The 1,881-nt window shown below is 34.5% G+C and carries 1 protein-coding gene; it reads right to left on the reverse strand.

Features of this window, described 5'->3' with window-relative positions; genetic code table 11:
- Positions 1-107: 107 nt before the first annotated feature.
- On the reverse strand, positions 108-1,562 hold the full coding sequence (locus tag U9P79_09055) for a sigma-54 dependent transcriptional regulator (protein MEA2104768.1): 1,455 nt from the start codon (positions 1,560-1,562) through the stop codon (positions 108-110).
- Between the last annotated feature and the right edge of the window lie 319 nt (positions 1,563-1,881).

The raw sequence follows: 1,881 nt of genomic DNA on the forward strand, positions 1-1,881 counted from the left end.
TAAAACTTTGTGAAAGTTACTATCAGTTAAATCAGAAAAAGCTTATAAGTAAAAGATAATTTCGTTTTGCAATCAATTCAGTAGATGGAATTTTCGCCAGGAATGAATTAAGTTAATTTTTTCAATCTTTCCCGAAATGTATGCGGTTGAATCTTCAATAATCTCGCTGCTTCTGCCTGATTTCCATCTGTCTTTTGTAAGGCTGCCTGATAATACGCTTTGGGAATTTCATTATCAAAATCCAAACCTTCCTCCGGAATGAAAATCTTATGATCGCTGGAATTTAATTCTATCAATTCCAAATCTGATTTCTTAATCTCATTTTCAGAGTGGATAAATGCTGTTTCTAAAACGGAAAAAAGTTCTCGGATATTTCCCGCCCATTTGTAATTGTTGATGAAATGAAGAGCGGATTTTGCTAATCTTTTCTGCTTCTTATATCTTTGATTCAATTTTGAAATATGATATTCAGCAAGGAGAATTTTGTCATTTCCCCTATCTCGCAACGGTGGAAGCGAAATTTTCCCTTGATAAATTCGATAATACAGATCTTTTCGAAATTTGCTTTCATTAACCAGTTTTATTATATTTGTATTTGAAGCGGAAATTATTCTCACATTCACTTTTTCTTCATTTCCACCCACAGGTTGAATCGTTTCATCTTGCAAAACACGGAGAAGTTTCACCTGCATATTTAGAGGAAGATCGCAGATTTCATCTAAGAAAATCGAACCATTGTCCGCTTGCTTGAATTTTCCTTCCTTGTCCGTATCTGCTCCGGTAAATGAGCCTTTTTTATGTCCGAAAAATTCACTTTCAAATAAATTTGGAGAGATTGCTCCGCAATTCACTTTTACAAATGTCTGCTCTTTTCTGGAGCTGTTAAAATGGATCGCTTCTGCTACCAGTTCTTTGCCTGTTCCGCTTTCGCCGGAAATAAAAACAGGAATATCATATTCTGCCAAATTTTGGATTTTCTGTTTAACTTTAATGATTTGAAGGCATTCCCCGATAATTCCATCGTGCTGAAGATTCAGTTGTTTTTTGAAATTTTTGTTTTCCCTCGCCAGTTTCGTCATCTCTGCTTTAATTTCATCCACATTTTGGATTTGGGGAAAATCATCTAACAGAAGATTGATTTTGGAAATACCTTTTTCACGCGAAGTTTGAATGAGTTCAGCATCAATAATTCCCCCTTTTTGCAAAAAAATCCAGCAAGCGTGCATTGTGGGAGTCCCTGACGTTATCGAAATTGTATATTCAGGGTTGTTTTTCGCATTCTCTTTGATGATCCTACGGATTGATTTATACATCGCTGGATAAACCGTGTTATAATCGGTGGGGTCGGCAGATAACGATTCAACATAATTTACATCAAGTTTGGGAAAATTATCTCGGCTGTAAATGAGTATTTGTGATGCGAATTTTAGATATTTTTCATTGTTATAAAAAATATACAGTTTGTCAATACTCGTTTCCTCCAGCACAGATATAATCGCCCCTTTTCTGTTTTCGTCTAAGTGGCAATCGTTATTCCCGATGAAAGTCAGTAGTATTTTCATAAGGATGAAACTATCGAAACATGTTCTCTCGTGTCAAGAATTATTGCGGAGTATTCGTCCAATCATCCAATTTTACTAGAGTAACAAACCCCTCAAAAATCACATTATAGCAAAAAGGAAAAATGATACACCCATCCCCCCAAAATTATTAAAAAATCAGCGTAAATTACACCTATACCTACATTGACGCTTATAGAGGAAAGATGGTTTATAATTTCACATTTTCACAAAAAGGTAAAATAAAAGTGGATCAATTAAATAGAATGAAAATGAGATGGGTAATGTAGAAGTTCTAAATTTATAGGTTGAAAATGAATAT

This window comes from Candidatus Cloacimonadota bacterium (assembly GCA_034661015.1).
Classification (GTDB): Bacteria; Cloacimonadota; Cloacimonadia; order JGIOTU-2; family JGIOTU-2; genus JAYEKN01.